Genomic DNA, 596 nt, shown 5'->3' with positions numbered 1-596 from the left:
GTCGCCAGCATCGCGGCGCCCACCCAGCGCAGCATCGGGGCGCGCAGGGTCCGGGCCAGCGGGAAGAAGTGCGCGCCGACGACCAGGGCCGACCAGGTGAGCATCATCTCGGGACGGTCGAGGGTGGTGCGTATGTAGTTGTTGCCCGCGCCGAGGGCGACCACCTCGATCAGCAGCACGGTGAGGAACTTCGGGCCGCCGCCGCCCGCGGCCGGGGGCGTGCCCTTCACGCTCGCGGGGGTGCTCCGGGCCAGGAGGAAGAGGCGCACGACCGTGGCGGCGCTCGCGGCGAACAGGACGGCCCAGGCGGCGAGGACGAACGGGCGGGCGGCCCCGTGGACGACGGGCTGTCCCAGGGCGAACCACATCACGCCGAAGGCGGTGCCGATGAGCGATGCCCGGCCACCGTTCTTGAGCTGGTCCCGTCGGGTCCGGAAGACGGGGCGGGCGGCGGTCTTTTCCACGGGTGTTGCCTCCTGAGTGCGTGGGTCTTACATCTTCTCGTAGCGGGTGTCCCGGCCCTCCCACCCAGACCGGTCGCGGCGGTCTACCGGAAGAATCCGGCCAGTTCGGCTCTGAGGATCTTCCCCGTGGGG

At 72.0% G+C, this 596-nt stretch carries 1 pseudogene; it reads right to left on the bottom strand.

Annotated elements, in window-relative coordinates:
- Positions 1 to 464: pseudogene (locus VR44_RS40885) on the bottom strand (hypothetical protein); the annotation flags it as partial.
- Positions 465 to 596 lie beyond the last annotated feature (132 nt).

Source organism: Streptomyces katrae (assembly GCF_000966975.1).
Classification (GTDB): Bacteria; Actinomycetota; Actinomycetes; order Streptomycetales; family Streptomycetaceae; genus Streptomyces; species Streptomyces katrae.
The sequence above is the reverse complement of the archived record's forward strand: the minus strand, read 5'-3'. Positions and strand labels throughout refer to the sequence as shown.